Here is a 23,439-nt window from a genome sequence, read left to right on the forward strand (position 1 = left end):
GTCAGTCAACATTAATTGTGAATCTGACTCCGTCATCGCTGGCAAGCCAGCTCCCACAGGTTTTTGCAGTATTTCAGGTCGTGCAGATCAGTCTTTCAGACCCAGGATATCCCGCGCCACAGCTTCGGCAATCCGAATCCCGTCAACACCCGCCGACAGAATCCCGCCGGCATACCCCGCGCCTTCACCGGCCGGGAACAGACCTTTGACGTTCAGGCTCTGCAGCGATTCGTTGCGCGTGATGCGCAGCGGTGACGAAGTCCGCGTCTCGATCCCGGTCAGCACCGCATCGTGCAGCGAATAACCGCGAATCTGCTTCTCGAATGCCGGCAATGCTTCGCGAATTGCTTCGATGGCAAATTCCGGCAGCGCCAGGGCCAGATCGCCCAGCGCTACACCCGGCTTGTACGACGGCTCGACTTCGCCCAGCTCGGTGGATGGCGTGCCGTTGATGAAGTCGCCGACCAATTGCGCCGGCGCCTTGTAATCGCTGCCGCCGAGGATGAAGGCGTGGGATTCCAGACGTTCCTGCAGTTCGATGCCGGCCAGCGGGCCGCCCGGATAATCGACTTCCGGGGTGATGCCGACGACGATGCCGGAGTTGGCGTTGCGTTCGTTACGCGAGTACTGGCTCATGCCGTTGGTGACCACGCGGTTCGGCTCGGAGGTCGCGGCGACCACGGTACCGCCCGGGCACATGCAGAAGCTGTAGACCGAACGGCCGTTTTTGGCGTGGTGCACCAGTTTGTAGTCGGCGGCGCCCAACTTGGGGTGACCGGCGTACTTGCCCAGACGCGCGCGGTCGATCAGCGACTGCGGATGCTCGATGCGGAAACCCACCGAGAACGGCTTGGCCTCCATGAACACGCCACGGCTGTGGAGCATGCGGAACGTGTCGCGGGCGCTGTGGCCGAGGGCGAGGATCACGTGCTTCGAGTGCAGGACTTCGCCGCTGGCCAGTTCGACCCCGAGTAATTGGCCGTCTTCGATCAGCACGTCGGTGACACGTTCCTGGAAGCGAACTTCACCGCCCAGAGCACGAATCTCCTCACGCATGTTTTCGACCATGCCGGTCAGACGGAACGTACCGATATGCGGCTTGCTGACGTAGAGAATCTCTTCCGGCGCACCGGCCTTGACGAACTCGTGCAGGACTTTACGGCCGAGGAATTTCGGATCCTTGATCTGGCTGTACAGCTTGCCGTCGGAGAAGGTGCCCGCACCGCCTTCGCCGAATTGCACGTTGGACTCGGGGTTGAGCACGCTTTTGCGCCACAGGCCCCAGGTGTCCTTGGTGCGCTGGCGCACTTCGGTGCCACGTTCGAGGATGATCGGCTTGAAGCCCATCTGCGCCAGCAGCAGGCCGGCGAAGATGCCGCACGGGCCGAAACCGACCACGATCGGCCGCTGGCCCAGGTCGCTCGGCGCCTGGCCGACGAACTTGTAGCTGACATCCGGCGCCACGTTGACGTTGCGGTCATCGGCGAACCTGGCCAACACCCTGGCCTCGTCGCGCACTTCCAGGTCGATGGTGTAGATGAAGCACAGTTCGGTGGACTTTTTGCGCGCATCGTAGCTGCGCTTGAACAAGGTGAAGTCGAGCAGGTCATCGCTGGCGATGCCCAGGCGCTGCACGATGGCGGTGCGCAGGTCTTCGTCGGGATGGTCGAGCGGCAGCTTGAGTTCAGTGATTCGTAACATGACAGGATCCGGTTCGCGGGACGCACAACTGCGCCAGGGCGTTTGAAGGCGGCGATTATAAGCCGCAACGGCCGGATCCCGTGAGGGTAAAACGATCAGTCGTTGCGCGAGCCGCCGAAATACCCGCAACCGCGCTGGACCTTGCCGTCGATGCGCAGCTCGGCGCTCATGTGCTGCACGCTGCCGGTGCGGCTGTCGACGCAGCGCTGCGGCGTCACCCACAGTTCAATGCGCTGGTTGTCGGCTTCGCTGCTGAGGTTGAAACGGCCGTCGCCCAGTTGCTCCTCGACGTAGGGCACGGCGAGCGGTGGCTGGCCTTCGCGGTCGATGACCATGCCTTTGCCACTGACCTTGACGTTCCACTCCGGGCCATGGCCGGCGGCACGCAGGATCAGTTGTTTGAAGTTCGGATCATCGCAGGCGGTGCCGGAGCGTTCGACGCGATACAACTGGGTCAGGTCGAGCCGGTCACCGGCGATCTTCCCGCGTACGTCGGCGAACAGCTTGCCTTGCTGATCGGCCAGGGTCGCAGCCTCTTGCAGAATGCTGGTGCCGCCGATGTCATTGACGACGTACTGACGCTGTTCGCCGCACGACTGGAACACCAGTTTGCCGTCGTCGGCGGTCAGTTGCCCCTGCATCCGCGTCTGGCCGACGTGGGAAGCGCTGGTCCGCGCGCCGTCGAACAACTGGCACGCGGCAAACAGAGGGAGCAGGGCAACAACGATCAAGGAACGGGCAACACGCATCTTCGGCTCTCCAGACAAGTGCCGCCACGTTACGCAGGCTGACCGTTCATCACAAGGGTTTAGCCCACGTGAAATGTCTGACCTGTCTGCAGTCCTTCGACACTTTTGGCGTAGGCCAATGCCACATCCGCTGCCGGAACCGGCTTGTAGCCGCGGAAGTACGGGGCGTAGCTGCCCATGGCTTCCACCAGCACGGTCGGGCTGATCGAGTTCACGCGCAGGCCGCGAGGCAGCTCGATGGCGGCGGCACGGACGAAGCTGTCGAGGGCGCCGTTGACCAGTGCCGCCGAAGCACCGCTGCGGATCGGATCGTGGCTGAGCACGCCGCTGGTAAAGGTGAACGACGCACCGTCGTTGGCGAATTCGCGGCCGATCAGCAGCAGATTGACCTGGCCCATCAGTTTGTCTTTGAGGCCGAGGGCGAAGCTGTCTTCGTTCATTTCACCCAGCGGGGCGAAGGTCACGTTGCCGGCTGCGCAGACCAGGGCGTCGAATTTGCCGGTTTGCTCGAACAGCTTGCGGATCGACGCGCTGTCGCTGATATCCACCTGGACATCGCCGCTGTTGCGGCCAATGCGAATGACTTGGTGACGCTGTGACAGTTCTTTGTCCACGGCCGAACCGATGGTGCCGCCTGCGCCGATCAACAGAATTTTCATCGTGATTGCCTCGAGTGATTGAACGAGCTTTCAGTCTAGAGTGGTTTTTTTGGCGGATAAGCGCGCTAATGGGCAACCTTTGGTTTTCAAATGGAAACAATCCATGAGCGAGATGGATGATCTGGCAGCGTTCGCGGTGTTGGTCGAAGCCGGCAGTTTTACGTTGGCGGCGCAGCAACTGGGGTGCAGCAAGGGGCAGTTGTCCAAGCGCATCAGTCAGCTGGAGGCGCGGTTTTCCGTGGTGCTGCTGCAACGCACCACGCGTCGGCTGAGTCTGACCGCCGCCGGTGCGGCGCTGTTGCCTCAAGCGCAAGCACTGGTGGTTCAGGTGGAAAGAGCACGTCAGGCATTGGCGCGTTTGAAGGACGATCTGGCCGGTCCGGTGCGTATGACGGTCCCGGTATCGTTGGGGGAAACCTTCTTCGATGGTCTGGTGCTGGAGTTTTCACAGAAATACCCCGAAGTACAGATCGAACTGGAGCTGAACAACAGCTATCGCGATCTCTCCCGCGATGGCTTTGATCTGGCGATCCGCACGGATGTCGCCAATGACGAGCGACTGGTGGCCAAGCCTTTGCTGGCCTGGCAGGAAATGACCTGCGCCAGCCCCGCTTACCTTGAGCGTTTCGGCGAACCGCTGACACCACCGGCGCTGGCCGAACATCGTTGCCTGCTCAACAGTCACTACGGCGGTCGTGAAGAATGGCTGTATCACCAGCAGCACGAGCTATTGCGGGTGCGGGTGTCGGGGCCGTTCGCCAGCAATCACTACAGCCTGCTGAAGAAAGCCGCACTCGCTGGCGCCGGCATCGCTCGCCTGCCGTCCTATCTGTTGCAGACGGAATTGGCTGACGGGCGATTGCGCTGGCTCCTGCGGGATTTTCAGACCCGGCGCATGCCGATGTACCTGGTGCATCCTTATCAGGGCGGGCTGCCAAAGCGCACGCAGGTGCTGGCGGACTATCTGATCGACTGGTTCAAGCGCAGCGGCGAGGCGCTGGACCGGCTTCAGCGGTAACGTCGGGCGATCAGATGATCGATCGACAATTTGCCCGGTCCCGTGGTCATCAGGTACAGCAACACTGCCGCCCAGGTGCCATGGGTCGGGTAGGCATCGGGGTACACAAACAGCTCGATGACCAGCGTCATGCCCAGCAACGCCAATGCGGAAAACCGTGTGGCAAAGCCGACAAGAATCAGGATCGGGAAAAAATGTTCGGCAAACGCCGCCATATGCGCGGCGATTTCCGGCGACAGCAGCGGTACGTGGTATTCGCTCTGGAACAGCGGAATCGTCGAGTCCGCCAGGTGTGGCCAGCCGATCTGAACGGTGCCGTCGATGAGGTCGATGGCCAGGCCTTCGACCTTGGTCTGTCCGGATTTCCAGAACACCGCCGCGATGGAAAACCGGGCGATGAAGGCGATCAGGCTGTGCGGGATTTTTTCCAGCAGCGCGATGGCGCGGGCAATGAGGCTGTTCATGGCGAAACCTTTTGCTGTAAGTGAGTGATGGCGTGGCGACTGATCAGCAGGGCCAAGGTCTGGCTGAGATCGAAGGCTTCTGCGGATTCCAGCGCCTCGGTCAGTGACAGGCCGGCCTTGAGCTGGCCGATGAACTGGCTGGCGCCGGGATCCACGGCAAACACCTCGACCTCCAGGCCGTTGCGCAGGACCAGCGCGTGCTGGGCCTGATCCAGATCGATCCCGGCGAGTGTCGCGTCGTGCTGGTGCGCCGCCCAGATATCCACCACGGCAAAGGCTGAATCGAGCACGTGCAGCGAAGGATGCAGACCGATTTGCAAGCGACTCAGGCCTTCCTGATCCGCGAAGGTCGCAGCGATTCGCGCCTGGCTGAGCGGTGCGACATCGGCGGCGTGATAGGCCAGCGTGCGCAGGCGTTCCAGTCGCGCGACATCGGCCAGATAAGGAACGCTCGACGCCGGTTCGAATCCGCTGATGAAGTCCGCCAGATCACTGCCGTAGTCGCTCATCAACGGGCTTCGAGGTGGATGGTTTTGAATGAAGACTCCGGCCATGGCACGGAAGAATTCCTCTCCCACCAACTGCATCACCACGGGGTAACTGTCGGCCAGTGCATTGCTCAATGAGCCTTGCACGTTGTTGCGGTACACCGCGAAACGGCTGGCGGGATCGGCACCGTTGACGCTGCGCAAACCATCGGGGCAGGGCAGGCCGGTATCGAGAAGTGCTGCACTGAATACGGCCTGGGTGCTCATGGCCGACCTCCTGCGCAGCGCAGAAGCAGATCGGCTTGTTGCGCCTCGGCCATCAGCACGTTGAAGGCCGGCACCTGATTGTCCCGTTCGATCAGCGTCGCCACCGGGCCGATGCGCTCCAGCGCCTGTCGGTACAACGACCAGACGGCCTGATCGACCGGTGCGCCGTGATCGTCGATCAGCAAGCGATCACCGAGGCTGTCGGCATCTTCGGCAAACCCCGCCAGATGGATCTCGCGCACCGCGTGCAGCGGCAATGCATCGAGGTAAGCCAGAGGATCGCGCTGATGGTTGATGCACGAGACGTAGATGTTGTTCACGTCCAGCAACAGACCGCAGCCGCTGCGTCGGATGACTTCACGGATGAACTCCGCTTCGTCGATTGTCGAACGCTCGAATGCCAGATAGGTCGCCGGGTTTTCCAGCAACATCGGGCGCTTGAGGGTGTTCTGCACCTGGTCGATATGTTCGCAGACGCGGTCGAGCGTCGGTGTGTCGTAAGCCAGGGGCAATAGATCATTGAGAAACACCGGGCCATGGCTCGACCAGGCCAGGTGTTCGGAAAAGGATTGAGGTTGATAACGCTCGATCAGCGTACTCAGACGTTTGAGGTGTTGAACATCCAGCGGGCCCTCGGCACCGATGGACAAGCCGACGCCGTGCAGCGACAGCGGATACGCTTCGCGGATCAGACCCAGAAAGTGATGAAACGGGCCGCCGGCCACCATGTAGTTTTCGGCGTGGACTTCGAAGAAACCGATGTCCGGTAGAGAACCGAGCACTTCACGAAAGTGCCCGGTCTTGAGCCCCAGCCCGGCACGGGGCGGGAGCCCGCAGAGGGCTGCCCGAGTGCGGGGGGAGGCATGGTCGCAGGATGTGATCATGATCGTCACTCGGGCAGGCCGTGGATCAGGACTTGGCCTTGAACGCTTCCAGCTGACCGAAACCGGTCGGCGAGGTCTTGCTTTCGGTGGTGGTGCAGGTGCCTTTCGGAACGAACTTCCAGGAGTTGGCCTGGTAGTCCATTTTCGCCGTGCCTGCGCAGGTGGTGCCGGCGCCGGCGGCACAGTCGTTGTGACCTTTCATGGCCACGCCGAAGCATTTTTCCATGTTGCTGTTGTCGGCGGCCTGAGCGGTCGAAACGCCGGCCATGCTCAGGGCGGAGCCCAGGGCCAGAACCAGGGCGGTGGCGGACAGGGTGCGGGTGGTAGCAATCATGATGTTTCTCCGGTTTTTGCTTGGGTTGGAACAAGCGATGTGCGCTTGCTTGTCCCACTAGAGAAACGGGGTGGCGATGCGTTACAGCGATCGACAAAATAATTTTCAGAGCGAAAAAAAAACGGCCCGAAGGCCGTTTTCTGTTTAACGCGATCCATCAACCGCCGAGGTACGCCTCGCGCACTTTCGGGTCGGTCAGCAGCGCTTCACCGGTGCCTTGCATCACCACCCGGCCGTTCTCCAGAACGTAGGCGCGGTCGGCGATTTTCAGCGCCTGGTTGGCGTTCTGCTCGACCAGGAACACCGTTACACCGTCCTTGCGCAGCTGTTCGATGATGTCGAAGATCTGCTGGATGATGATCGGCGCCAGGCCCAGCGACGGCTCGTCGAGCAGCAGCAGTTTGGGCTTGCTCATCAGCGCACGGCCGATGGCGAGCATTTGCTGTTCGCCGCCGGACATGGTGCCGCCGCGCTGGTTGAAGCGTTCTTTCAGGCGTGGGAAAAGTCCGAGAACCTTGTCCATCTGCTCCTGATAGTCGCCCTTGTTGGTGAAGAATCCGCCCATGGACAGGTTTTCTTCGACGGTCAGTCGGGCAAACACCCGACGGCCTTCCGGCACCACGGCGATGCTCTTGCGCATGATCTGCGACGAGTCCTGGCCGACCAGTTCCTCACCCATGTAGCGGATGCTGCCGCTGTGGGCCTGGGGCGATCCGCAAAGCGTCATCAGCAGCGTGGACTTGCCGGCACCGTTGGCGCCGATCAGGGTCACGATTTCGCCCTGGCGGACTTCGACGTTGACGCTGTGCAGGGCCTGGATCTTGCCGTAGAAGGTGGAAACGTTTTCGAACTGCAGCATTTACGCTTCCCCCAGGTAGGCTTTGATCACTTCAGGATTGTCGCGGATCTGTTCCGGTGTGCCGTCGGCCAGAGGCGTCCCCTGGTTGATCACGACGATGTGGTCGGAAATGCTCATGACCAGTTTCATGTCGTGTTCGATCAGCAGCACGGTGACGTTGTGCTCCTCACGCAGCACGCTGATCAGCGCCTTGAGGTCTTCGGTTTCCTTCGGGTTCAGACCGGCGGCCGGTTCGTCGAGCATGAGGATCCGCGGACGGGTCATCATGCAACGGGCGATTTCCAGACGACGCTGCTGACCATACGCCAGGGTGCCGGCGGTACGGTTGGCGAACTCCTTGAGGTTGACCTTTTCCAGCCAGTATTCGGCGTATTCCATGGCCTCGCGCTCGCTCTTGCGGAACGCCGGGGTCTTGAACAGGCCGGACAGGAAGTTGGTGTTCAGGTGACGGTGCTGGGCGATCAGCAGGTTCTCGACCGCCGTCATGTCCTTGAACAACCGCACGTTCTGGAAGGTGCGCACCACGCCCTTGAGGGCAATCTTGTGCCCCGGCAGGCCCTGGATCGGCTCACCGTCCAGCAGGATGCTGCCGCCCGACGGCTGATAGAAACCGGTCAGGCAGTTGAACACGGTGGTCTTGCCCGCGCCGTTCGGCCCGATCAGTGCCACCACTTGTTTTTCCTTGACGGTCAGGGCCACGCCATTGACTGCCAGCAGGCCGCCGAAGCGCATGCTCAGGTTTTCGACTTTAAGGATCTCGCGGCTCATTTTCGCAACTCCATGTGTGGGCGTTGCATCGGCAGCAGACCTTGTGGACGCCAGATCATCATCAATACCATCAGGGCACCGAACATCAGCATTCGGTATTCACTGAATTCACGCATCATTTCCGGCAACAGGATCATCACCACGGCCGCGAGAATCACGCCCAGCTGCGAGCCCATGCCACCGAGCACCACGATGGCGAGGATGATCGCCGACTCGATGAAGGTGAACGATTCCGGGGTCACCAGCCCCTGACGGGCGGCGAAGAAGCTGCCGGCGAAACCGGCGAAGCTCGCACCCAGGGTGAATGCCGAGAGCTTGATCACAGTGGGGTTGAGACCCAGTGCACGGCAGGCGATCTCATCTTCACGCAACGCTTCCCACGCACGACCGATCGGCATGCGCAGCAGGCGGTTGATGATGAACAGCGCGGCCAGCGCCAGCAGCAGGGCAACCAGGTAGAGGAAGATCACCTTGTTGATCGAGTTGTATTCCAGGCCGAAATACTCGTGGAAGGTTTGCATGCCTTCCGCAGCCTTGCGTTCGAAGGTCAGACCGAAGAACGTCGGTTTCTCGATGTTGCTGATGCCGTTCGGGCCACCGGTGATGTCGGTCAGGTTGCGCAGGAACAGACGAATGATTTCCCCGAAGCCGAGGGTCACGATCGCCAGGTAGTCACCACGCAGACGCAGGACCGGGAAGCCCAGCAGGAAGCCGAACGTTGCCGACATCAGGCCGGCGATCGGCAGGCAGATCCAGAAGCTCAGGCCATAGTAGTGCGACAGCAGCGCGTAGCTGTAGGCACCGACGGCGTAGAAACCGACGTAACCCAGGTCGAGCAGACCGGCCAGACCGACCACGATGTTCAGGCCGAGGCCGAGCATCACGTAGATCAGGATCAGCGTCGCGATGTCCACCGCGCCACGGGAGCCGAAGAACGGCCACACCAGTGCACCGAGGATCAGCGCAATGATGATGTAGCGCTGGGTGGTCGGCAGGGTCAGGAAGTTGCTGGCTTTGGCCGGGATCAGCGGCAGGCCCGGCGAGGATTTCCACGCCTTGCTGATCTGCTGGTTGAACAGCACCCGCAGGAACATCAGCACCGAACACACGGCGATGGTCGCCAGGATGGCCGGGCTGGTGCCATGCACTTCAAGGTTGATGCCGACGATGGTCAGTTTCAGACCCAGTACCGGGTAGGCCACGGCCCACACCAGCAAGGCACTGAAGAGTGCCTGTTTAAGATTCCTGTTCATACTTTCTCAACCTCCGGACGGCCCAGAATGCCGGTCGGACGGAACAACAGCACCAGAACCAACAAGCCGAAAGCCACGACGTCCTTGTACTGGTCGCCGAAGATATCGGCGCCAAAGGCTTCGGCCACCCCGAGCACCAACCCGCCGAGCATGGCGCCGGGGATGCTGCCGATCCCGCCCAGTACCGCGGCGGTGAAGGCCTTGAGGCCGACGAGGAAACCGGCGTTCGGGTTGATCACGCCGTACTGCATGCTCAGCAGTACCGCAGCGACAGCCGCCAGCGCGGCACCGATGACGAAGGTCAGGGCGATGATGTTGTTGGTGTTGATGCCCAGCAGGTTGGCCATCTTGATGTCTTCGGCACAGGCGCGGCAGGCGCGACCGAGGCGAGAGCGGGAGATGAACAGGGTCAGGCCGAGCATGGCGACCAGGGTCACCACGAACACCACGATCTGCATGTAGGAAATCAGCACTTCATGTGCGCCACCTGGCCCGATGGAAAAGTTTCCGGGAATCAGGTTGGGGATGGATTTGTCCTTGGAGTCTTGCGCCAGCAGAACCGTGTTCTGCAGGAAGATCGACATGCCGATGGCGGAAATCAGCGGGATCAGACGGTTGCTGCCGCGCAGGGGGCGGTAGGCGATCCGTTCGATGCTGTAACCGTAGGAACTGGTGACGACGATGCTGGCGATGAACGCCGCGGTCATCAACAGCGGGACGTTGTCGAGTCCCATCATGGCCAGCCCGGCGATGGCGATGAACGCCACGTAGGAGCCGATCATGTACACCTCGCCGTGGGCGAAGTTGATCATTCCAATGATGCCGTAAACCATCGTATAGCCGATGGCGATCAGGGCATACGTGCTGCCAATGGTCAGACCATTAACCAGCTGCTGGAAGAAGTGATAGATGTCAGGCATTACAGCGCTCCTAAAAACCTGATACGCATTTCACTGGTGGAGTCATTTTCCCACTCGGTCCCGTGGATCTTCATCCACTTCGAATCCGGGTTTTGCCAGCGAACCGCTGATGACGGTTTTGAGATTTTCAGGTGGGGAGACTGGCGGATCACGCCAGCGCGGCCCAATACATTCGTAAAACAAAGCCCACGGCACGCCGTGGGCTTTATTGGCAGTCAGTCAGGCAGCGCCTTACTGAGGCGAAACTTCGGTTTTAGGTTTGCCGAAGTGCCACTCGTAAACCACGAACTTGAAGTCCTTCAGGTCGCCCTTGGCGTCGAAGCTCAGGTCGCCGGTCGGGGTCTTGAAGGTGCCGGCGTGAATGGCGGCGGCCACTTTGGCAGGGTCTTCGGATTTGGCAGCGGCGATACCGCCGGCAATCACTTCGACCGCCGAGTAGGAAGGGAACACGAACGGACCGCTCGGATCTTCTTTCTTGGCCTTGAAGTCTTCAGCCAGCTTCTGGTTGGCCGGATCCTGGTCGAAGGACTTCGGCAGGGTCACCAGCAGGCCTTCGGAAGCGTCCTTGGCGATCTGCGAGATGGAGTCGTTGCCCACGCCTTCCGGGCCCATGAACTTGGCTTTCAGGCCTTTTTCCTGGGCTTGACGCAGGATCAGACCCAGCTCCGGGTGGTAGCCGCCGTAGTAGACGAAGTCGACGTTGGCTTGCTTGAGCTTGGAGATCATCGAGGAGAAGTCCTTGTCGCCGGCGTTGACGCCTTCGAACACGGCGACTTTCACGCCTTTCTTCTCCAGGGTCGCCTTGACGGCGGTGGCGATGCCTTCGCCGTATTGCTGTTTGTCGTGCAGTACGGCAACGATTTTCGGCTTCACGTGATCGGCAATGTAGTTACCGGCGGCAGGGCCCTGGGCGCTGTCCAGACCGATGGTGCGGAACACCATTTTGTAACCACGGTTGGTGATGTCCGGGCTGGTGGCAGCCGGGGTGATCATGATCACGCCTTCGTCTTCGTAGATGTCGGAAGCAGGCTGAGTGGAGCTGGAGCACAGGTGACCGACCACGAACTTGACGCCGTCGTTGACGACCTTGTTCGCTACGGCTACCGCTTGTTTCGGATCGCAGGCGTCATCGTATTCAACGGCTTCGAGCTTTTTGCCGTCGACGCCGCCTTTGGCGTTGATCTGCTCGATGGCCATTTTGGCGCCGCTGAACTGCATGTCGCCGTACTGGGCTACCGGGCCGGTTTTAGGGCCGGCGATGCCGATCTTGATGGTGTCGGCTGCGAACGAATGGCTGGCCACCCCGGCCAGTACCATTGCGGCAAACAGTTTGGAAATCTGCTTAGTAGCCTTTGTCATAGTGCTCCACTCTTGCTGTTGTATTTTTTTAGAGTCCTGACGCCGTAGCAGCAGAACCGGGCTGGGTATCTTCGCGATACCTTCCGGAAATGCCCCCGGCAACTGTACCGGTACAGTGTAGAGCGCCGGTTGTTGGCCTGGGAAGCTGGCGCCAAGGGGCAAATCCTGAGGGTGTCGCTTTAATGAAAGAAAAAGACAGAATTGCGGCGGGGCTTTCAGAGGGCTTATGTCCCATTTGTCAGCATTCCCTGGCTTTCCTGCGCTTTTCGTTCGGTACAGCCTTTTACTACCGGGTTTTTCTGCCGGACCACCGACGTTATCATTCGCGCCGATTTCTTTTCCGGACAGTCCCATGAATCAAGAACCTAGCACCCTCTATGCCAAGCTGCTTGGTGAAACCGCATCCATTACCTGGAAAGAGCTGGAGCGCTTCTACGCCCAGGGTGCCCTATTGTGGGTCGACGGCGACCTGGATTTGATCGCCGTGGCCGAGGCCGTGGCATCGGACCAGGGCGAGAAAGTGGCTGCCTGGCTGGCCGAAGACAAAGTCGCCAAGCTGTCTGAAACGCGGGCGCTGGATATTTTCGAGCGCGATCCCGAGATGTGGGCGGTGGTGGTCCGGCCGTGGATTCTGGTCCAGGAAAGAGCGTTGGCCTGAGAGGTTGCACCTTGTTGGTGCGCTTGATGGTCGAGGAAAAGTGTGTAGCCGAGTAGCGTGATGGCAGGTTGCCGTAGAGAAATGCCACAGGCAGGGGTGGCATAACGGTGACGTAAACGTAACGGGCACAGTTTAGTAAGCAGCCTAACGGCTGCTTAATTGTTTCGGAATGTTGGAAAGGCTGAAATCTTCAGGGAATTCGCGGCCCCCTTCGCGAGCAGGCTCGCTCCCACAGGGAAACGAATTCCAATGTGGGAGCGAGCCTGCTCGCGATGGGGTCGCCTCGGTCCGGTGTCAGACCGAGTAAGTCTTGCCAGTATGGTTATTCAGCGAAATGACCTTGGTCTTGCCGATCCGGTGACGGTAGATCTCGCGCAGGTATTTGATCGACTTTTTCACGCAATCGCGCGACAGGCGAATGTCGTTGATCGAGACGAACTTCTCCTTGTCGTTGATCAGCTCGCGGTATTTCTTTTCGTACATCGGCTTGATCGCGTACCAGTTGGTATCGAGGATCTTCGCCGGATTTTCGAACTCGTTGAGCAGGTCATCGATGCGCTCCTCGTCGAATTCTTCATTGATGATGAAGTCGAGGATCGAGTTGTCGAGAGTCTCGTCGAAACGGTACGGATTCTTCGCAAAGCAACGCTTGATGAAGGCCACGATCAGGGTCAGGAAGTCGTCCGACAGGCACGGGCTCTTGGCGATCAGGGTAGTCAGCGACAGGTTGGCCGAGGCGCCGATAACCAGTGCGTAACGCTTGAGCGTGGTGTTGGGGAACAGGCTGTTGAGGTGGGTCTTCAGCCGGTTCAGGTCCATGTACGACAGCTTGTAGTCTTTCGGCAGCGAAACGATCGAGACCACCGACGAGCAGTTCTTGAAGAAGTGCAGGTCATGCAGCGCGGCGGCGTCGTAGCCGGAATTCTTGTATTGCTCCAGCGACGCACGATAACGCTTGGATTCGATAGGCAGCAGGCTGATGCCTTCGATGGCCTGGGTCACCTTGTTGAAGTGCGGCAGATCGATGGAGCGGAAGAACAGGTCGTCGATGTTCAGGCGCTGCGGCTCTTTGTCGAACACCTTGAATTTGTCGCTGCTCGGCGGCGGTGTTTCCGGCACGACCGATTCTGCGTAGGCAATCGCCACCGGGCCGGCCAGACTCATGAACAGGTCGTTGGCGTCCAGGCGGATGGTTTCGCCGATGTCGATGCCGGCACGCCGGAAGTAGTTCTGGTCATAGTCGGTGGTAACCGCCTGCGCCGTCAGAATGTTGAAAATCTGCTGCGAGATGTACTGGTTGGCGTGCTTCTCCATCGCATTGACGTCAATGTTCTGGATGTTGCCGTCATCGCTCTCTTCGGCGTAACGCATGATGTCGTTGGAGATCAGCATCATGGCGTTCCATGGCCGGATACGGCCCATGACGCTGGCTTCGCTGCTGTCTTCGTTGGCGAAGTTGTACGAGAAATCCCATTCTTCCGACAGGTATTTGCACAGCAGTCGACCGGCGTTGATGTGCAGCGCTTCGGACATTTCGCTGCGGTGGTCGGAAATGTTCGGCAGCACGCAGATACCGCTGGTGAAGATCGGCTCGAACACGAACGAATGACCGCTCTTGCCGTCATGTTCGTCCATCGGCTTGGTGTCGAACGTCTTGTTCATGTACGAGTGCTGCTGGGCCAGGCCGAATTCCGAGGCCATGCCCGAACCGGTACCGCCACCGGCACTGAAGATCGAGAAATACAGGCGCGACTGGTTGGCCTTGATGCCGCAGCTGTCGATCAGGTACGAGTGGATCATTTTCCAGTCGGGGCTGGAGAAACGCTGGGTGTCCTTGTTGAGGATGATCTTCGCCAGGTACTGGCCGAGGATCGGCGCGTTACCGGCGCCGCCGGCGTGGACTTCGGACAAGTCCATGATCTTCATTTTGCTGTAGTCGCGCAGGAAGCCGCTTTTCTCGCCCTTGCGCGAGAAACGGATGCGCCCGGCGATGTCTTTGTCCAGGTCGCCGAGCATCACCAGCGGTTCCACCAGGAATACCGGTTTGGTCGATTTGTTCGGGCCGATCCGCAGGTTCTGCTTGATCCACTGGGCCGGGCTGTAGCCTTTGTCGGAGGCCAGGCGACGGTCAGCCGCGCGGTCTTCGTTGTTGAATTCGTTGAGGTAGAACTTGCGCGCGTTGTACACCAGCTCCGCCACGTCGAGGGCGATGTTGGAGCCGCAGCGACCGAGGCCGATCAGACACACCGATGGGAATTCCTGGTCGTTGTGCTGCTCGTTGTCGCCTTCCAGGTGCGGCGGGCGCGGGAACACCAGGTCACGCAGGCCGTCGAGGTTGTCGAGGATGCGGTCGGTGTTGGTTTCGGTGAAATACAGGTATTGCTGGGTGCCCAGAGGGCGGGAAGGCGGCAATGGCTTCATGGGGGCAGGGCTGTTCGCTGCAGGGCTCAGGGTCAGATCGGATACCGCAGTGGCCGGATTGTTTTTGGAAGTCATTGTGCGCCATGTACCTGGACTGGTTGGTTCGGCGACCGCTGTCGTCGAGCCTCACGGAATGGGATCTCGCGTCTTTTTACTGCGCGTATTTGGCCCGTGCGTCAGGGGTTTGGCCTGTGTGCCGCACGGGGGAATCCTTTCCTGATTGATGATGGATCGGCCATGATTCGGCGATCTTTAATCAAAAGGAGGCTAAATGATGTCAACGCTACCTTCGTTGGGGTTTGCCGGAATCGGTCTGATGGGGTTGCCGATGTGTCGTCGTCTGCTGGCGGCGGGTTATCCACTGACCGTGTGGAACCGCAACCCGGACAAATGCGCGTCGCTGGTCGAGGCCGGCGCCCGGCAGGTTTCGACCCCGGCCGAACTGTGCGGGCACGCCGACGTGGTGATGCTCTGTCTGGCCGATACGGCGGTGGTGCGCGAGGTGGTGTTTGGCCCGGCCGGTGTTGCTGAAGGCGCAAGAAACGGTCAGTTGCTGGTGGACTTTTCCAGCCTTGAACCGACAGCGACTCGCGAGATGGCCGCGGAACTGGCGCAAAAGACCGGTATGACGTGGCTCGACACTCCGGTGTCCGGCGGCGTCGTTGGCGCAGAGGCTGGCAGTCTGGCCATCATGGCGGGCGGTGATGCAGCGGATCTTGATCGGGTGCGCCCGGTGTTGCTCACCCTCGGTCAACGCGTCACGCATATGGGCGGCATCGGCGCAGGTCAGGTGACCAAGGCCTGCAACCAGATGATCGTCGCCTGCAATGCGCTGGTGATTGCCGAGGTGGTCGCGCTGGCCGAGCAGGCCGGGGTCGACGCCCGCCTGATCGCCGAAGCGCTGGCCGGTGGTTTTGCCGATTCGAAGCCGCTGCAGATCCTCGCCCCGCAAATGGCCGAGAGCCGTTTCGAGCCGGTGAAATGGCATGTACGCACGTTGCTCAAGGATCTCGACACAGCGGTGAAGTTTTCCCGCGAAACAGGCTCGGCCACGCCGATCAGCGGATTGGCCGCACAACTGATGCGCCTGCATGGGGCGCAGGGCTTTTTGGCGAAGGATCCATCGACGCTGGTGCAAATGTACCGCGGGCCAGAGTCAGCGGATTGAGCGTGTGGGTGTGTTTGCGCTGATTGATTTCCTCGAGGACCGGCCGCAGTTCCTCCAGCGGCACCGGACGGCTGAGCAGGTAGCCCTGAATGAAGTCACAGCCGGAACGCTCGAGGAATTCGTATTGCTCCAGGCTTTCGACACCTTCGGTGACCACTTGCAGGTGCAGGGTGTGCGCCATGACGATGATCGCCTGGACGATCTCCATGTCGGCGGTGGCCTTGGGAATATCGAGGATGAACGAACGGTCGACTTTCAGGGTGTTGAGCGGCAGACGCTTGAGGTAGGCGAGCGAGGAATAGCCGGTGCCGAAATCATCGATCGACAGTGATACGCCCAGGGCGCGGATCTGCCGCAGCAGCACCAGCGTATTGGCAATGTTGCCCATCAGGGCGTTTTCGGTCACTTCCAGTTCCAGTCGCTCGGGGGCGACGCCGGCACTGTGCAGGGCCCGTTCGATTTCATTGGCCAGCTCCTCCCGCGCCAGGTTCAGCGGAGAGCAGTTCCAGGCGATCTTCAACTCATCACAGCCATGGCGCGACAATTCACCAAGATCGTCGCAGGCCTTGCGCAACACCCAGTTGTCCAGTTCGGCGATCAGTCCGTTGTTTTCCGCGATGGTGATAAAGCGGTCCGGCGTCAACAGCCCATGCACCGGGTGCCGCCAGCGAATCAGTGCCTCCAGCTTGGTCACTTTGCCGGTCTTGAGTTCGAAGATCGGCTGGTAATACAGCATCAGGCCGTTCTCCTCGCGTAGGGCATGGCGCAATTCTTCTTCCAGTTGCAGTTCCTGGCTGGCGCGGTTTTTCAGGCTGGAATCGAAGAAATGTAAGCCATTGCGCCCGGCACCCTTGGATTGATACAGCGCCAGATCCGCGTGCTTGAGCAACTCCTCGCAGGTGGTGCCGTCCTCGGGAAACAGGCTGATGCCGATGCTGGTGGTCATCACCATGCGCCGCCCGGCCAGTTCGATCGGCTCTTTCATCTTGAGCATGATGCGCTGGGCCAGGTTGCGAGCCTCTTCGCGGTCGCGCAGGCCGATCAGGATGCAGAATTCGTCGCCGCCGAAACGCGCCACCACATCCTCATGGCCGCGTACCGAGCCTTTGATGTGCCGGGCGATGACTTTGAGCAGTTCGTCACCGGCATCATGGCCGAGGCTGTCGTTGATGCGTTTGAAATGATCGATGTCGAGAAACATCACCGCCAGCATGCCGCCTTCGGTGGCTTTCTGGCTGAGCTTTTCAGCGAAGAGCTGGTTGAACCCGCGACGGTTGATCAGGTTGGTCAGGGCGTCGTAATTGGCGGCCTGTTGCAGCGACATGCGCGCCTGATCGAGCTGGCTGAGCAGCATGTTGACCCGGCGCAGGTCCTGTTCCTTGTTCTGCAGTTTCTTGTCGGCCAGTGCGGCGCTGATGGCGCTGCCGAGGATCAGCAGGGTGATGAAGGCGACGGTGAGCCCCAGTTGCAAATGGCTGGAATCGGCCTTCAGTGCAGGGATGCTCCCCTCCGGCAGGACCAGTTGCAACGCGGTCATGCCGGTGAAGTGCATGCTGATGATGCCGGCCCCGAGAATCAGTGTGGCCACGTATTTGAGCATCTGGTTGTGCAGGCCGCTGCCTTCGCGCAGATTCCCGGCGACCCACAGCGCGGCGAAACTGGCGACGATGGCAATCAGGATCGAGAGCCCGAACAGGGTCGGGTCGTAATAAGGGGTCGCCGCCGATTGCATGGCGGCCATGCCGACATAGTGCATGCCGGCAATGCCTGTGCCAATGACGATGGCCGTCTTCAGGTATGGCAGCAGACTGGGTTGCGGTTCACTCAGGGTGTGCATCGCCAGCCAGGAGGCCAGCACTGCGATCAGCAGGGAAAACAGAGTGATGGACAGGTCGTACTGGATGTCGATGGGGGTCTGGAACGCCAGCATGCTGATGAAATGCATCGCCCAGATGCCACCGGCCAGGCAAGTGGCGCCGATCCAGCGCCAGATCCTGCGCGATCCGGGGTCTTCGGCGTGGCCGACGCGTTCCGCCATGTCGAGGGTGGCGAAGCTTGCGGCGCAGGCCACCAGATAGGCGACCAGCACCAGCAAGGGATTGTGTGTGCAATTGAGGATGATCTGCCCGCTGTGCGGCAGCTCGGTAACAAACTGCAAACCAAGCCACTCCATAGCATGCCCCGTCTCTGAGTGCTTCCTGACTGCGTCATGTACGCAGGCGAATGAGAGGAGTATAGAGGTCGATTTCGCGGTGCAAGCGATGGTGGCACATTGGTTCTAATGATTTTGGCATGAGCGCCATAGCGATTGGCGCTAAGGCTCAGGCGACCTCGTTCCAGTGCGGTTGCAGCGGGGGCAGGCCGAAGCGGGCGCGGGCCTTGTCGCAGTCGATGTTCTGCACGCCGTTTTCCCACGACGCCTCGAATTCCCGGCAGGGGCTCGAACGCTTGTCGTAGATCGTGCAACTCACGGCCTTGCCGACTTCGCCCGCCAGCGCAGTGCAGCGCGGGGCCTTGCGGTCGGTACCGATCATGGCAACCCGGCTCGGCGTGATCTGGGTGACCAGCTCATCGGGGACGGTCCCGCCGGAGGATGCGCATTCACCCCAGAAAAATGACACACGAAAATGAGAACAGCAGGCACCGCAATTCAGACACGGACTGACATCGGACATGGGAGGGGCATCAAAGGGATTGATCGGGAGGATCCGGACGGATCCGGCGGCCATTCTAGGCTTTGCAACGGCGTTGGGAAGGGGGGCGAGAAAGTATTTTTTCATTACCGGATTTTTCGCAAAAGCCCCGGTTTTCGGGGGATTCGAGGCTTATCAAGGGCTTACGTTTCGTTACAGTGCCATGGGCGGATATCAGGCTGGCGAATGATCACAGACAGCCCCGATTGCCATGACTAGATTGCAGGTTCCGGGCTCGGATGCGTCGGCAGTGAAGCCCCATGACAATAAAAGAGACGGACCCATGCAGAACTCGACCCAAGCGGCGAATGCCTGGCGCATTCTGTTCCTGTTGTTCCTTGCCAACCTGTTCAATTTCTTCGATCGCACCATCCCGGCGATCATCATCGAGCCGATCCGCATGGAATGGCACCTCAGCGACTTTCAGCTGGGCATCGTCGGCACCGCGTTCACCATCGTCTATGCCATTGCCGGTCTGCCGCTGGGGCGTCTGGCCGACACCGGCTCGCGCAGCAAACTGATGGGCTGGGGGCTGGCGACCTGGAGCGCGCTGACGGCCGTCAACGGTCTGGTCGGCAGCTTCTGGAGTTTCCTGCTGGTGCGCATGGGCATCGGTATCGGTGAGGCCAGTTACGCGCCTGCGGCCAACTCATTGATCGGTGACCTGTTCCCGGCCCACCGCCGCGCGCGGGCCATGGGCATCTTCATGCTGGGCCTGCCGTTGGGGCTGCTGCTGGCGTTCTTCACCATTGGCGCGATGGTCAAGGCGTTCGACAGCTGGCGTGCCCCCTTCTTTATCGCTGCGGTGCCGGGCTTGCTGCTCGCGGTGTTCATGTTCTTTATCAAGGAACCCAGACGCGGTGCGGCGGAAACCGTGCAGGTGTCGCAAGAGAAGGTCGACAAGCCGATCCGCCGGGTGCTGGCGGTCCCGACGTTCCTGTGGCTGGTGCTGGCGGGGTTGTGCTTCAACTTTGCGACCTATGCCTGCAACTCGTTCCTGGTGCCGATGCTGCAACGTTATTTTCTGATGCCGCTGCAGGAAGCGGCGGTGGCCACCGGGCTGATCGTCGGAGTGACCGGGCTGATCGGCCTGACCCTGGGCGGCTGGATCGCCGACAAGATTCACCAGCGTGTGGCCAACGGGCGCCTGTTGTTTGCGGCGTTCAGCCTGATCATTTCCACCGTCTGCACTGCGTGGGCACTGCATGCCGGCCGGATCGAGATCGGTGTGTTTGTCGCGCTGTTCAGTGTCGGCTGGCTGTTTGCCTATAACTTCTACACCTGTGTGTACACGGCGATTCAGGACGTGGTCGAACCGCGCCTGCGGGCTACGGCGATGGCGTTGTTCTTTGCCGGGTTGTACCTGCTGGGCGGCGGTCTGGGGCCTGTCGTGGTGGGCGGTCTGTCCGATCACTTCGCGAAATCGGCCATGGCAGCGGCGGGCGCCGGACAGATGACCGAGGCCTTCAAGGCGATCGGCCTGCATGACGCGATGTACCTGATCCCGGTAGCGCTGTTGTTCACGATGGTGTTTCTGTTTCTGGCGTCGCGGTGTTTTGTGCGGGATGCCAAGCGGATGAAGGCGGGGATGTCGGCAGTGGTGGAGCCTGAGGGCGCTGCGGTAACTGCATGATTGCTATCGCTGGCTTGCCAGCGATGGGGCCATTGGCATCACCCCAAAAATGGCAGACAAAAAAAGGCCCGCATCGCTGCGGGCCTTTTCATGTGTGGCGTTGGAGCAGGGCGGTTTAACCCGCCACCAGCACCCGGATCGCTTCCAGTCGCAGCGCAGCCTTGTCGAGCATGGCCAGGCCTTGCTCGCGCTGTTCGCGCAGGGCAACCAGTTCGCTGTCGCGTACGGTCGGGTTGACCGCCTGCAGGGCGGTCAGGCGCGCCAGTTCTTCGTCGGTGTCCGCTGCCAGACGGCGGCGGGCCTCGGCCACGCGCTCGGCATGGCGCGGGGTGACCTTTTGTTCACCGGCGTTGATCCGTGGTGTCAACTGATCGCGCTGAGCCTGGATGAACTTGTTGGCGCTGGCGCGTGGCACGCTTTCCAGCTGATCGTTCAGGGTCTCGAACGCCACCCGGGCCGACAGGTCGTTGCCATTGGCATCGAGCAGGCAGCGCAGGGCGGCCGGTGGCAGGTAACGGCCCAGTTGCAGCGAGCGCGGCGCGACCACTTCGCTGACGTACAGCAGTTCCAGCAGCACGGTGCCCGGTTTGAGCGCCTTGTTCTTGATCAGTGCGACCGCAGTGTTGCCCATCGAGCCGGACAGCACCAGATCCATGCCGCCCTGCACCATCGGATGTTCCCAGGTGATGAATTGCATGTCTTCGCGTGACAGCGCCTGGTTGCGGTCGTAGGTGATGGTCACGCCTTCGTCGTCGCCCAGCGGGAAACTGGCGTCGAGCATTTTTTCGCTCGGCTTGAGGATCAGGGCGTTTTCCGAATGGTCTTCGCTGTCGATGCCGAATGCGTCGAACAGGGTTTCCATGTAGATCGGCAGGGCGAACTGGTCGTCCTGTTCCAGAATCGCCTCGACCAGCGCTTCACCTTCGCCGGCGCCGCCGGAGTTGAGTTCCAGCAGACGGTCGCGGCCGGTATGCAGCTCGGCTTCCAGACGCTCGCGCTCGCGGCGTGCCTCGTCGATCAGGGCTTGCCACTCGCCGTCATCCGCCGCTTCAAGCAGCGGCAGCAGGCGCGGGCCGAACTGATGCTGCAAGGCGTTGCCGGTCGGGCAGGTATTGAGGAACGCATTCAGCGCTTCGTGGTACCACTGGAACAGGCGTTCTTGCGGACTGGTTTCCAGGTAGGGCACATGCAGTTCGATGGTGTGTTTCTGGCCGATCCGGTCCAGACGACCGATCCGCTGTTCCAGCAGGTCCGGGTGCGACGGCAGATCGAACAGCACCAGATGATGGGCAAACTGGAAGTTGCGGCCTTCGCTGCCGATCTCCGAACAGATCAGCACCTGCGCGCCGAACTCCTCGTCGGCGAAGTAGGCGGCGGCGCGGTCACGTTCGAGGATGCTCATGCCTTCATGGAACACCGTGGCCGGGATGCCGGAGCGCACCCGCAGAGCGTCCTCCAGGTCCATCGCGGTTTCGGCGTGGGCGCAGATCACCAGCACTTTGGTGCGCTTGAGCATTTTCAATTGATCGATCAGCCACTCGACGCGCGGGTCGAATTTCCACCAGCGTTCTTCTTCGCCGGCGTCCGGCTGGGCCTGGAAGCTGACCTCCGGGTACAGCTCGGCGTGATCGCCCAGCGGCAGTTCGAGGTATTCGTCCGGGCACGGCAGCGGGTACGGATGCAGCTTGCGCTCAGGGAAACCCTGCACGGCGGCACGGGTGTTGCGAAACAGCACGCGGCCGGTGCCGTGGCGGTCGAGCAGCTCACGCACGAGGCGGGCGCTGGCTTCGGTGTCGCCATCGTTGACGGCGGTAAGCAGGGCTTCACCTTCGTTGCCGAGGAAGCCGTGGATGGTCTTGTGCGCTTCAGCCGAGAGGCGGCCCTTGTCCAGCAGTTCCTGAACGGCTTCGGCCACCGGACGATAGTTCTCGCTTTCGGCACGGAAGGCGGCCAGGTCATGGAAGCGGTTCGGGTCGAGCAGGCGCAAACGGGCGAAGTGACTGTCCTGACCCAGTTGTTCCGGGGTGGCGGTGAGCAGCAGCACACCGGGGATGGTTTCGGCCAGTTGCTCGACCAGCGAATATTCCGGGCTGACGTTATCTTCGTGCCAGACCAGATGGTGTGCTTCGTCGACGACCATCAGGTCCCAGCCGGCGGCGAACAACGCGTCCTGGGCCTTCTCGTCGTCGACCAGCCACTCCAGCGCCACCAGAGCCAGCTGGGTGTCTTCGAACGGGTTGGAAGCATCGCTTTCGATGAATCGCTCTTCGTCGAACAGTGCGACTTGCAGGTTGAAACGGCGGCGCATTTCCACCAGCCATTGGTGCTGGAGGTTTTCCGGCACCAGGATCAGTACGCGGCTGGCGCGGCCCGAAAGGAGCTGACGATGGATCACCAGGCCGGCTTCGATGGTCTTGCCCAGACCCACTTCGTCCGCCAGCAATACCCGTGGCGCGATGCGGTCGGCCACTTCACGGGCGATGTGCAACTGGTGCGCGATCGGTTGTGCACGCGCGCCACCCAGCCCCCACAGCGAGGACTGCAGCTGGCGGCTGGTGTGTTCCAGGGTGTGATAACGCAGGGAAAACCACGACAGCGGGTCGATCTGGCCGGCGAACAGGCGGTCGCTGGCCAGGCGGAACTGAATGAAGTTCGACAGCTGGGTTTCCGGCAGGGTAACGGCTTCGTTCCCGGCGTTCAGGCCGTGATAGACGAGCAGGCCATTGGCATCCTCGACTTCGCGCACGGTCATTTTCCAGCCTTCGAAGTGGGTAATGGAGTCACCCGGCGAGAATCGCACGCGGGTCAGGGGCGCATTCCTTAGCGCGTACTGGCGGGTTTCGCCAGTGGCCGGGTAAAGCACGGTCAACAAGCGGCCATCCTGTGCCAGAACGGTGCCTAAACCAAGCTCTGCTTCGCTGTCACTGATCCAGCGTTGCCCCGGTTGATACTGCTGCGCCATGCTGCCTGACTCCCACCTTGAAAAAGCGGGCTATCTTAACGGAATGAGGCCCTGAGGCCAAAGGATTAGGAGCCGTGACGAGCTTTTAGCTGCAAGCCGCGAGTGAGGGCAAATGCGGTCATCTGTCAGTTTTAAGCACAGCCCGGGCACCTGTGAGTGCCAACCCGGTCACAAGTTTGCG

The 23,439-nt window shown here is 60.9% G+C and carries 20 protein-coding genes; 4 read left to right on the forward strand and 16 right to left on the reverse strand.

Features of this window, described 5'->3' with window-relative positions:
- Window positions 1–87 precede the first annotated feature (87 nt).
- The 3 genes from NWV16_RS07045 to NWV16_RS07055 form a co-directional block, all read right to left on the reverse strand.
- Window positions 88–1,701, reverse strand: coding sequence for an NAD(P)/FAD-dependent oxidoreductase (locus NWV16_RS07045; RefSeq protein WP_260522479.1), 1,614 nt, complete (start codon window positions 1,699–1,701; stop codon window positions 88–90).
- Window positions 1,702–1,796: 95 nt separating this feature from the next.
- Window positions 1,797–2,450 carry a COG3650 family protein gene (locus NWV16_RS07050; RefSeq protein ID WP_260522480.1) on the reverse strand — a complete coding sequence of 218 codons (654 nt, stop codon included), beginning with the start codon at window positions 2,448–2,450 and terminating at the stop codon, window positions 1,797–1,799.
- A gap of 59 nt (window positions 2,451–2,509) precedes the next feature.
- A complete protein-coding gene (locus NWV16_RS07055; protein WP_260522481.1) occupies window positions 2,510–3,109 on the reverse strand; it encodes a short chain dehydrogenase in 600 nt (199 codons plus the stop codon).
- Window positions 3,110–3,212: 103 nt separating this feature from the next.
- Between NWV16_RS07055 and NWV16_RS07060 the strand changes: the two genes are divergently transcribed.
- On the forward strand, window positions 3,213–4,127 hold the full coding sequence (locus NWV16_RS07060; protein ID WP_260522482.1) for a LysR family transcriptional regulator: 915 nt from the start codon (window positions 3,213–3,215) through the stop codon (window positions 4,125–4,127).
- On the opposite strand, the gene NWV16_RS07065 is transcribed toward NWV16_RS07060, so the two are convergent.
- The 9 genes from NWV16_RS07065 to NWV16_RS07105 form a co-directional block, all read right to left on the reverse strand.
- Window positions 4,118–4,591: a DoxX family protein gene (locus NWV16_RS07065; RefSeq protein ID WP_260522483.1), complete on the reverse strand. Its 474-nt coding sequence runs from the start codon at window positions 4,589–4,591 to the stop codon at window positions 4,118–4,120. The two genes, NWV16_RS07060 and NWV16_RS07065, sit on opposite strands and share 10 nt — an antisense overlap.
- The gene (locus NWV16_RS07070) at window positions 4,588–5,346 is read right to left on the reverse strand and encodes a DUF2063 domain-containing protein (RefSeq protein ID WP_260522484.1); all 759 of its coding nucleotides are present in this window, start codon (window positions 5,344–5,346) and stop codon (window positions 4,588–4,590) included. The genes NWV16_RS07065 and NWV16_RS07070 overlap by 4 nt, the downstream gene beginning before the upstream one ends.
- Window positions 5,343–6,230: a DUF692 domain-containing protein gene (locus tag NWV16_RS07075; RefSeq protein WP_260522485.1), complete on the reverse strand. Its 888-nt coding sequence runs from the start codon at window positions 6,228–6,230 to the stop codon at window positions 5,343–5,345. The genes NWV16_RS07070 and NWV16_RS07075 overlap by 4 nt, the downstream gene beginning before the upstream one ends.
- A 25-nt stretch (window positions 6,231–6,255) precedes the next feature.
- Window positions 6,256–6,564 (reverse strand): DUF2282 domain-containing protein, encoded by a 309-nt coding sequence (locus NWV16_RS07080; RefSeq protein ID WP_260522486.1) that lies wholly within the window; start codon window positions 6,562–6,564, stop codon window positions 6,256–6,258.
- 157 nt (window positions 6,565–6,721) lie between these two features.
- Complete coding sequence (locus NWV16_RS07085) at window positions 6,722–7,423, reverse strand: ABC transporter ATP-binding protein (RefSeq protein WP_065261022.1); 702 nt, start codon at window positions 7,421–7,423, stop codon at window positions 6,722–6,724.
- On the reverse strand, window positions 7,424–8,191 hold the full coding sequence (livG, locus tag NWV16_RS07090; protein WP_007969480.1) for a high-affinity branched-chain amino acid ABC transporter ATP-binding protein LivG: 768 nt from the start codon (window positions 8,189–8,191) through the stop codon (window positions 7,424–7,426).
- Entirely contained in the window at window positions 8,188–9,444 is a 1,257-nt protein-coding gene (locus NWV16_RS07095; RefSeq protein WP_065261021.1) for a high-affinity branched-chain amino acid ABC transporter permease LivM, read from the reverse strand. Before NWV16_RS07095 ends, livG begins: the two co-directional genes overlap by 4 nt.
- Window positions 9,441–10,364, reverse strand: a complete 924-nt coding sequence (gene livH, locus NWV16_RS07100) for a high-affinity branched-chain amino acid ABC transporter permease LivH (RefSeq protein WP_065261020.1) — start codon at window positions 10,362–10,364, stop codon at window positions 9,441–9,443. The genes NWV16_RS07095 and livH overlap by 4 nt, the downstream gene beginning before the upstream one ends.
- A 231-nt stretch (window positions 10,365–10,595) precedes the next feature.
- Entirely contained in the window at window positions 10,596–11,723 is a 1,128-nt protein-coding gene (locus NWV16_RS07105; protein ID WP_260522487.1) for a branched-chain amino acid ABC transporter substrate-binding protein, read from the reverse strand.
- 352 nt (window positions 11,724–12,075) lie between these two features.
- On the opposite strand from NWV16_RS07105, the gene NWV16_RS07110 reads away from it, so the two are divergent.
- The gene (locus NWV16_RS07110) at window positions 12,076–12,381 is read left to right on the forward strand and encodes a DUF2288 domain-containing protein (RefSeq protein ID WP_260522488.1); all 306 of its coding nucleotides are present in this window, start codon (window positions 12,076–12,078) and stop codon (window positions 12,379–12,381) included.
- A 294-nt stretch (window positions 12,382–12,675) separates the two neighbouring features.
- Here NWV16_RS07110 and NWV16_RS07115 read toward each other — a convergent pair whose 3' ends face one another.
- On the reverse strand, window positions 12,676–14,877 hold the full coding sequence (locus NWV16_RS07115) for a hypothetical protein (protein ID WP_260522489.1): 2,202 nt from the start codon (window positions 14,875–14,877) through the stop codon (window positions 12,676–12,678).
- Window positions 14,878–15,073: 196 nt separating this feature from the next.
- Here NWV16_RS07115 and NWV16_RS07120 point away from each other — a divergent pair, with 196 nt between their 5' ends.
- Window positions 15,074–15,970, forward strand: coding sequence for an NAD(P)-dependent oxidoreductase (locus NWV16_RS07120; RefSeq protein ID WP_260522490.1), 897 nt, complete (start codon window positions 15,074–15,076; stop codon window positions 15,968–15,970).
- On the opposite strand, the gene NWV16_RS07125 is transcribed toward NWV16_RS07120, so the two are convergent.
- A complete protein-coding gene (locus NWV16_RS07125; protein WP_260522491.1) occupies window positions 15,861–18,143 on the reverse strand; it encodes a putative bifunctional diguanylate cyclase/phosphodiesterase in 2,283 nt (760 codons plus the stop codon). The genes NWV16_RS07120 and NWV16_RS07125 overlap by 110 nt on opposite strands.
- A gap of 148 nt (window positions 18,144–18,291) precedes the next feature.
- Window positions 18,292–18,645: a YkgJ family cysteine cluster protein gene (locus NWV16_RS07130; protein ID WP_260522492.1), complete on the reverse strand. Its 354-nt coding sequence runs from the start codon at window positions 18,643–18,645 to the stop codon at window positions 18,292–18,294.
- 301 nt (window positions 18,646–18,946) lie between these two features.
- On the opposite strand from NWV16_RS07130, the gene NWV16_RS07135 reads away from it, so the two are divergent.
- Window positions 18,947–20,296, forward strand: coding sequence for a spinster family MFS transporter (locus NWV16_RS07135; protein ID WP_260522493.1), 1,350 nt, complete (start codon window positions 18,947–18,949; stop codon window positions 20,294–20,296).
- Window positions 20,297–20,411: 115 nt separating this feature from the next.
- Here the strand turns inward: NWV16_RS07135 and rapA are convergent, their stop codons facing one another.
- Window positions 20,412–23,258 (reverse strand): RNA polymerase-associated protein RapA, encoded by a 2,847-nt coding sequence (rapA, locus tag NWV16_RS07140; protein ID WP_260522494.1) that lies wholly within the window; start codon window positions 23,256–23,258, stop codon window positions 20,412–20,414.
- Window positions 23,259–23,439 lie beyond the last annotated feature (181 nt).

This window comes from Pseudomonas sp. BW7P1 (assembly GCF_024981055.1).
GTDB lineage: Bacteria > Pseudomonadota > Gammaproteobacteria > Pseudomonadales > Pseudomonadaceae > Aquipseudomonas > Aquipseudomonas bananamidigenes.